The sequence below is a fragment of the Halorubrum distributum JCM 13561 genome (assembly GCF_000337395.1).
Taxonomy (GTDB): domain Archaea; phylum Halobacteriota; class Halobacteria; order Halobacteriales; family Haloferacaceae; genus Halorubrum; species Halorubrum distributum.
Window position 1 is genome coordinate 602 of record NZ_AOJF01000004.1, and the last position, 777, is coordinate 1,378.

Consider the following 777-nt stretch of genomic DNA (forward strand, 5'->3'; position numbering starts at 1 on the left):
GTGCGGTCCGCTTTGATGTCTGTCATAGTGATAGAATTAGTCCTCCGACCCCGCTGAGTCTGGTTCCGGGAGCTCGGACTCGTCCAGGATGTCGTCGTCGAATACCTCGCTTCCCCAACCGTCGAGGTGGGTTAGAGCCTCCAACAGACCGATTTTGTAACCGTACGCGGTCGCGAAGTCCCACTCTGTCGACAGCTTCCCATCTCCCTGTCGGGCGAACTCTCCGAGCCGGCTGGCTTCGATCGACGCCGGACCGTCCGGGCCGTTCTCGTCGTAGACACCGAACTCGCGGCTGAACGTCGGGTGTCCATCAGCGAACTCTTCTAGGTCGTCGTCGACGTCGTCGAGGAGGTTCTCTGTGCTCCGGAGCGTGTACGTCGCTGCGGCGATCGCCTTTCTCCCCGCCGCGTCCTCTGTATCACTACCGTCCGTCATGCCTTCTCACCTTCATAGGTGTACTTGCCGGTTCCAGCCTCTCTAACACCTGAGAGCGCCGTCAACGCGTTCGGTCGGTCCTGGGCCGCGTTCTTTTTGACGCAGTTGCNGTACTTGCCGGTTCCAGCCTCTCTAACACCTGAGAGCGCCGTCAACGCGTTCGGTCGGTCCTGGGCCGCGTTCTTTTTGACGCAGTTGCTCCAGAACGACTCAGTCGAGGCGTACCCGTGGTCGAAGTCCTCTACGACCGATTGTAGTTCGTCAGCCTCGACGCGATCGCCCTCGCGGTCTTCGAGGAGCTCGTACATCGAAACGAGAGCTCCGATTCGAGCTTCCAGGTCG

At 60.4% G+C, this 777-nt stretch carries 1 protein-coding gene; it reads right to left on the reverse strand.

Translation table 11 applies throughout. From position 1 onward, the window contains the following. Positions 1-36: 36 nt before the first annotated feature. Positions 37-435 carry a hypothetical protein gene (locus C470_RS00435; protein ID WP_008364421.1) on the reverse strand — a complete coding sequence of 133 codons (399 nt, stop codon included), beginning with the start codon at positions 433-435 and terminating at the stop codon, positions 37-39. Positions 436-777: the final 342 nt, after the last annotated feature.

Excerpts from the sequence above, each read along its gene's own strand:
- C470_RS00435 (WP_008364421.1), bottom strand. The coding sequence starts at position 435 with ATGACGGACGGTAGTGATACAGAGGACGCGGCGGGGAGAAAGGCGATC.